Here is a 6,442-nt window from a genome sequence, read left to right as displayed (position 1 = left end):
AACCACCACGCACCACCTTCCGCCGCAGCCCCCCTACCACACGCCCACATATCCCAAAAACCGATACAAACCGCACAGTATAATGCGCAAACCTGCCCACAGCCCCACACACAACCCCGCCCCGGCACCGGCGCGGGCTTTGCTTATCTCGAGGGGAAGCCGGCGACATGGCCGGCAACGCCATTGTCCGTCAATTCGGCGAGCGCCAAAGACTGGTCGAGATGCTCGGCCCGCCAGGCGAGCAACTTCTCGGCAAATTCCACCCGTGCCAGCAGATAGGCTGGGTCGTCAGCGACATTGGTCAACTCGCGCGCATCCTTCTCCAGGTCGAAGAGCAAGGGCGGCAGGCCTCCGCCGAAATGCACATATTTGAATTTTTGCGTGCGAACGACGGCGAGATTGCACTGACGCGGACCGACGCCGAAATACCGTTCGGCATCACCATCCGCGATCGAGCGGAAATCGAACTCCCAATGCGCCGCATCGCGCCAATTGTCCGGCTCCGTTGCGTCCAGGAAGGGCGCCAGCGAGCGGCCGTCGAGATGCGGCAGCACTTCGCCGCCAGTGAGCTCGAGCCCAGTGAGCTCAAGCAAGGTCGGCGCCAAATCCACCGCCTCGGTGAAGCGGTCGACGCTGCTGCCGGCAGCCTTGCGGCGGCGCGGATCGCGAATGATCAGCGGAATATGGAAGCTGCAGTCGAAGAAGCCGCCCTTGCCCAGCATGAAATGGTCGCCCATCATCTCGGCGTGGTCGGAGGTCAGCACGATGACGGTGTCGTCCCATGCATCGGCCGCCTTGACCGCTTGCCAGACGCGGCCAAGCTGCGCGTCGACCTCCGAGATCATGCCGTAATAGAGCGCCCGGATGCGGCGAAAATTATCGTCGCCCCAGTCGCGCACCTTGCCCTCCGAGCCGGGACGGAATCTCGACCGTTCCTGCCGGTTAAGTTCATAGGCGAGATAAGGGTGGCTTGCTGCTTCGGCCTGCCAGCTTTCCGCGCGGTCAAAAGCTGGACCGATGGCCGGATCGTACATGGCGTTGTAAGGCGCCGGCACGATGAAGGGCGGGTGGGGGCTGATGAAGGAAAGATGCGCGAACCACGGGGCATCGCGCTCCTGCTCGCCGAGCCAGCGGATGAATTCGCCGGCCAGGAAGGCCGACGGCGTCTCGTCCTTCGAATAGATTGGCGGACCGTTGCTGATCGCGCCGTCGTTTTCCGGGATTTCGCCCGCCGGGCGGTGGATGTCGGGGGAGCCGGCGCCGGCGTCGACGCCGCGCGCCTTAAGCCATGACAGCCAGGGCTTCTGGTGCTCGGGCAGAGGCTGGCGTACGGTGAAGCCGGGCAGCACGCCTTCATAGCTTTTCAGCTGCGGGTCGCCGGGCGCCAGCGTGCGCGGATCGCGTGCCGTGTCGGTATAACCGAACAGCGTCGGTTCATAGCCGAGGGCGCGCACCCAGAGCGCTATGTTGCCGTGGCGGGCATCGAGCGGTGTGCCGTTGCGGCAGACACGATTGTTCATCTGGTAGAGGCCGGTGTAGAGGCAGGCGCGCGCCGGCGAGCAAGGTGCGGCGCCGCCATAGTGCTTCTGGAACAGAACGCCCTCGGCAGCCAGCGCGTCGGCATTCGGCGTCCTTACCACCTTGTGGCCAGCAGCTGACAGGCAGTCGCCCCGCCACTGGTCGCAGGTGATCAGGAGAATATTGGGGCGTTTTCCACTCAACCGCTGTATCCTCATGCTGGCTACATGCGTCGTTCATGGAGCGCAATTTCGACGAGTATGCAAGCCGGTCCAGTTTGCCGAATGGTGAACAAAACCTGCTTCGTCGTTCACTTTAACAGCACAGTCCATTCTGTGTTTGCCGCCTTTGCGGCCAGGAGGCGGATGCTCATATTTGCGTGGACAGCGGCAAGGGCCGCGCCGGCACAAGGAAAGGAGCAGAAACATGCTCGACCAAGTCAAGGGCCTGCATCACGTCACCTCGATGGCCAGCGATGCGCGCCAGAACAATGAATTCTTCACCGGGACGCTCGGTCTGCGGCGGGTCAAGAAAACCGTTAATTTCGACGCACCCGATGTCTACCACCTCTATTACGGCGACGAGGTCGGCACGCCCGGCTCGGTGATGACCTATTTCCCGTTTCCCAACATCGGCAAGGGCCGCCATGGCGTTGGCGAGGTCGGCACCACCGCTTACTCGGTGCCTGAGGGCACGCTCGGCTATTGGGAGAAACGGTTTGCCGAGCAAGGCGTCACCGGGCTCTCCCGCGAGGAGACGTTCGGCGAGAAGCGTCTTGCCTTCGCCGGCCCCGATGGCGACGGGTTTGCGCTGGTCGAGGACAGAGTGGACAGCCGTGCGCCCTGGGCCAAGGGTGGCATTCCCACCGACGAGGCGATCCGCGGCTTTCACTCGGTGTCGCTCAGGCTGAAAGACGGTGGCGCCACCGAAGAGCTGCTGAAATTCATGGGTTATGAGGAGATCGACAAGTCCGGCAATGTCAGGCGGCTGGCGGTGAAGAACGGCAACGGCGCCGATGTCGTCGATATCGAATCGCTGCCAGGGGCCGGCTTCGCCAATCTCGGCGCCGGCTCGGTCCACCATGTCGCCTTTGCCGTCGACAACCGCGCCAAGCAGCTCGAAGTGCGCAAGGCGCTGCTCGACACCGGTTATCAAGTGACGCCGGTAATCGACCGCGACTATTTCTGGGCGATCTACTTCCGCACACCGGGCGGCGTGCTGTTCGAAGTCGCTACCAGCGAGCCGGGCTTCGACCGCGACGAGGATACCGCCCATCTTGGCGAGGCGCTGAAGCTGCCGTCGCAACACCAGCATTTGCGGCCCTATCTCGAGCAGCATCTGCAGAAACTGGAAGACTGAGGGCAAGGTCATGAGCAAGGATTCGTATATTCACAAAGTGCTGCCCGGTTCGCCGGGCGGACCGCTACTCTTCGTCTTCCATGGCACCGGCGGCGACGAGGCCCAGCTTCTGTCGCTTGGGCGCGATCTTGCGCCGCAAGCGACGGTCGTCGCTCCGCGCGGCGATGTCTCGGAACAAGGCGCCGCACGCTTCTTCCGCCGGACCGGCGAGGGCGTTTACGATATGGGCGACATCACGCGAGCGACGGACAAGATGGCCGGCTTCGTCAAGGCACATGTCGAGACGGCAAGGCCATCTTCGGTGCTCGGCCTCGGTTACTCCAACGGCGCCAACATCCTGGCCTCGGTGCTGTTTGCCGAACCGTCGCTGTTCGACGCAACGGTGCTGATGCATCCGCTGATCCCGTTCGAGCCGGAGGTCAAGGGCAGCCTTGGCGGCAGCCGCATCCTGGTCACCGCCGGCAGGCGGGACCCGATCTGTTCGCCTGATTTGACGGCGCGGCTTGAAGCCTATTTGCGCGCCGATGGCGCCGATGTCACAGTCGAGTGGCATGACGGCGGCCATGAGGTGCGGCCGACCGAGATCGAGGCGGCGCGGCGACTGTTCGCCCTTGCGCCGGACGAAAGGACCGCAAGCCATGTCTGACCTATTGCCGGAGATCGAACTGGAGGACCGCGGTTCGAAGGGCCGCTATCTCCTGCGTGGGCCGGGCGGCGCCGAGGCGGAGATGACCTTCACCAAGATCGGCGAGCACCAGATCATCATCGACCATACCGAAGTGCCGGATGCATTTCGCGGCCAGGGCGCGGGGCTTCGCCTGGTCACCCGTGCCGTCGAGGATGCACGCGCGGCGGGCAAGACGATCATCCCGCTTTGCCCGTTCGCCAATGCCCAATTCCGCCGCCATCCGGAATGGGCGGACGTGCTGAAGCGGTAAGCACCGCCTCTCGATGAATGACAGGAGAAAGGGTGCGCGGCTTTACCGCGTGCCCCTTCAGCCATTGGAGGCGTACAAACACAGCGGCAACATGCGGGATTTGCGCAGAGCGCCAACCTTGCCCTAAGTATTGCCAGCAACCGGCTCGCCATCCGCGGCCCGACCACTTCAACCGAATGGCCCTCCATGACCGAATCCGATCTCGTTCCCGTCTTCGACGGCCACAACGACACGCTGCTCCGGCTCTACCAGTCGAAGGATGCGGACGTCGAAAAGCTGTTCGTCGAGGGGACGCCAGGTGGCCACATCGACCTGCCGCGCGCGAAGAAAGGCGGGTTTGCCGGCGGCATGTTCGCGATCTTCCCGCCGCCTGTCGAGAAATCCAAACGCGGCGCGGTGCCGCTGGCGCCGAGCGACAGCGAGCCCTTGCCGCCCGAGGTTCCGCGCGCCGATGCGCTCAACTCCAGCATAGCGATGGCCTCGATCCTGTTCAGGCTGGAGCGGGCTTCGGCGCTCACCGTCTGCCGCAGCGCCGGCGATGTGAGGAAGGCGATGGCGCAAGGCTCGATCGCGGCGGTGTTCCACATCGAAGGGGTCGAGGCGATCGACCCTGAGCTCACCCTGCTTGACGTTCTCCACGCAGCCGGCCTGCGCTCGCTCGGTATCGTCTGGAGCCGTCCCAATGCCTTCGGCCACGGCGTGCCGTTCCGTTTCCCGTCATCGCCCGATACAGGGCCGGGGCTGACCGATGCCGGCAAGGCGCTGGTGAAAGCCTGCAACCAGCTGAAGATCATGATCGATCTTTCGCATCTCAACGAAAAAGGTTTCCGCGACGTCGTCGAGATCAGCGACGCACCGCTGGTCGCGACCCATTCCAACGTGCACGCGATCTGCGGCCATTCGCGCAACCTCACTGAATGGCAGCTCGGCGCGATCCGCGACTCCGGCGGCATGGTCGGGCTGAACTTCGCCACCGGGTTCCTCCGCGAGGACGGCAGGATGAACGCCGACACCGGCCTCGACATCATGGTGCGCCATGTCGATTCGCTGCTGCAGGCGCTGGGCGAAGACGGCGTCGGCCTAGGCTCGGATTTCGACGGCGCCATGATCCCGGCCGTGATAGGCGATGTTGCCGGCCTGCCAAGACTGCTCGACGCATTCGCGGCACGCGGCTTCGGGCGCGCGCTGATCGAGAAGATCGCCTATCGCAACTGGCTAGGCATGCTGGAAAGGACCATCGGCTAAGCGGGTGATGCCGGCTTGACCGGAACGCGTTTTGGGGGCGGACTATTCGAAACCCATGCGTCTAAGCCAGTCCTGGCCAATGCCGCGATCACGGATGATCGGCAGCGGATCCGTCGAATCCAGGCGTGCGCAGATGCGGTAGACCTCGAGCGTCTCGGCGTTCATCTCGCCGCGTTTGTAGAAGAACATGGCCGCGGCATAGCGGGTGCGGCCCGACCATTTTTCGCCGAGCGGCGTGTTGATCAGCTGCCACTGTTCGGCGGCTTCGGCGTCGAGTTCGGGACTGTCGGTGTCGTCGGCCATATTTAGAAATCCGCGGGCGGACTGGTGCGGCGGTCGAGTTTGATGACCAGCCGCGGCGCCAGTTTGGCACGCCTCAGCAGCTTTTGATATTGCAGCTCGCGCCTGGCGTAGATCTCGACCCAAGGTCCGCTGCAGGCGGGCTCGGCGGCGCTGATCTGGTCTGCATCGCCGGGATCGCTGCCCTTTCGCCGACGGTGCCTTCGACATCGTTTTCTCCAAGGATGCAATCTCGACGAGAACATTCGAATATGGGCAGCCGTGCAGAAGGTGCTTGACAGTGGCAAACACCGTCCCACTGATCTTCGCGGCCGAAGCCGATCGGCTAGCCGGCGATGCTGGAGACCATCACCCCGATGAAGACAACAGAGGCGCGCGAAGCCCTCCTCGAACCGGCGCGAAAAAGCGATTCCGAAAAGCGCGGCCGCAAAGCGTCGAAAGAGACAAGGCAGGTTCAACTGATCGAAGCGACTATCGATTCATTGGCCAAGCGCGGCTATTCGGAAACGACTATGGCCGACGTCGCCGACGGCGCCGGCCTGTCGCGCGGCATCGTCAATTTCCATTTCGAGAGCAAGGAGAAGCTGCTCGTCGCCACTTTGCAATACATGCATGACGAGTATTCGGCGCATTGGCGCAGCGCCTTGCAAAGGGCCGGCGATGATCCCGCCCGCCAGCTGCAGGCATTGGTGGCAGCCGATTTCAACCGCTCGATCTGCAACAAGCGCAAGCTGGCTGCCTGGTGTGCCTTCTGGGGCGAGGCCAAATCGCGACCGAAATATCAGGCGCTGAGCAGCGCACGCGATGCCGTCTACCAGAACATATTCATCGATCTTTGCGTGGCGCTCAAGCAGAGCGGCTTCTATGCCTACGAGCCGCAAGTCATGGCGCTGGCGCTCAGCGCCATGCTGGATGGTCTGTGGCTGCATTTGATGATGGGCACCGAGGACGCCACACGCGAGACGGCGCTGCAGGCCGCGAACGAGTTCCTGTCTGCGGCATTCCCCAAGCACTATCCGAACTCTGCAGCCCGCGGTGCCAGGCAGGCGTGAACCATCAAAAAGAGGGTGGACCAGCAATGA

7 protein-coding genes are annotated in these 6,442 nt (G+C 63.4%); 5 read left to right on the top strand and 2 right to left on the bottom strand.

What is annotated here, in order from left to right; all coding sequences use genetic code 11:
* Window positions 1-143 precede the first annotated feature (143 nt).
* A complete protein-coding gene (locus NKJ73_RS19265; protein WP_352570632.1) occupies window positions 144-1,736 on the bottom strand; it encodes an alkaline phosphatase family protein in 1,593 nt (530 codons plus the stop codon).
* Between the two features lie 208 nt (window positions 1,737-1,944).
* On the opposite strand from NKJ73_RS19265, the gene NKJ73_RS19260 reads away from it, so the two are divergent.
* From NKJ73_RS19260 to NKJ73_RS19245, 4 genes are all read left to right on the top strand, one after another.
* A complete protein-coding gene (locus NKJ73_RS19260) occupies window positions 1,945-2,877 on the top strand; it encodes a VOC family protein (protein ID WP_352570631.1) in 933 nt (310 codons plus the stop codon).
* A 10-nt stretch (window positions 2,878-2,887) separates the two neighbouring features.
* Window positions 2,888-3,523, top strand: coding sequence for an alpha/beta hydrolase (locus NKJ73_RS19255; protein ID WP_352570630.1), 636 nt, complete (start codon window positions 2,888-2,890; stop codon window positions 3,521-3,523).
* The gene (locus NKJ73_RS19250) at window positions 3,516-3,815 is read left to right on the top strand and encodes a GNAT family N-acetyltransferase (RefSeq protein WP_352476216.1); all 300 of its coding nucleotides are present in this window, start codon (window positions 3,516-3,518) and stop codon (window positions 3,813-3,815) included. The genes NKJ73_RS19255 and NKJ73_RS19250 overlap by 8 nt, the downstream gene beginning before the upstream one ends.
* 186 nt (window positions 3,816-4,001) lie before the next feature.
* On the top strand, window positions 4,002-5,060 hold the full coding sequence (locus tag NKJ73_RS19245; RefSeq protein ID WP_352570629.1) for a dipeptidase: 1,059 nt from the start codon (window positions 4,002-4,004) through the stop codon (window positions 5,058-5,060).
* A 42-nt stretch (window positions 5,061-5,102) separates the two neighbouring features.
* Here NKJ73_RS19245 and NKJ73_RS19240 read toward each other — a convergent pair whose 3' ends face one another.
* Window positions 5,103-5,363, bottom strand: coding sequence for a hypothetical protein (locus tag NKJ73_RS19240; protein WP_352570628.1), 261 nt, complete (start codon window positions 5,361-5,363; stop codon window positions 5,103-5,105).
* A gap of 332 nt (window positions 5,364-5,695) precedes the next feature.
* On the opposite strand from NKJ73_RS19240, the gene betI reads away from it, so the two are divergent.
* Entirely contained in the window at window positions 5,696-6,412 is a 717-nt protein-coding gene (betI, locus tag NKJ73_RS19235) for a transcriptional regulator BetI (RefSeq protein ID WP_502900721.1), read from the top strand.
* Window positions 6,413-6,442 lie beyond the last annotated feature (30 nt).

The sequence above is a fragment of the Mesorhizobium sp. M0074 genome (assembly GCF_040322975.1).
GTDB lineage: Bacteria > Pseudomonadota > Alphaproteobacteria > Rhizobiales > Rhizobiaceae > Mesorhizobium.
This window is presented reverse-complemented; position numbering and strand designations above follow the sequence as displayed.

Excerpts from the sequence above, each read along its gene's own strand:
- NKJ73_RS19240 (WP_352570628.1), bottom strand. The coding sequence starts at position 5,363 with ATGGCCGACGACACCGACAGTCCCGAACTCGACGCCGAAGCCGCCGAA.
- NKJ73_RS19250 (WP_352476216.1), top strand. The coding sequence starts at position 3,516 with ATGTCTGACCTATTGCCGGAGATCGAACTGGAGGACCGCGGTTCGAAG.
- NKJ73_RS19255 (WP_352570630.1), top strand. The coding sequence starts at position 2,888 with ATGAGCAAGGATTCGTATATTCACAAAGTGCTGCCCGGTTCGCCGGGC.
- NKJ73_RS19260 (WP_352570631.1), top strand. The coding sequence starts at position 1,945 with ATGCTCGACCAAGTCAAGGGCCTGCATCACGTCACCTCGATGGCCAGC.
- NKJ73_RS19265 (WP_352570632.1), bottom strand. The coding sequence starts at position 1,736 with ATGAGGATACAGCGGTTGAGTGGAAAACGCCCCAATATTCTCCTGATC.
- betI (WP_502900721.1), top strand. The coding sequence starts at position 5,696 with ATGCTGGAGACCATCACCCCGATGAAGACAACAGAGGCGCGCGAAGCC.
- NKJ73_RS19245 (WP_352570629.1), top strand. The coding sequence starts at position 4,002 with ATGACCGAATCCGATCTCGTTCCCGTCTTCGACGGCCACAACGACACG.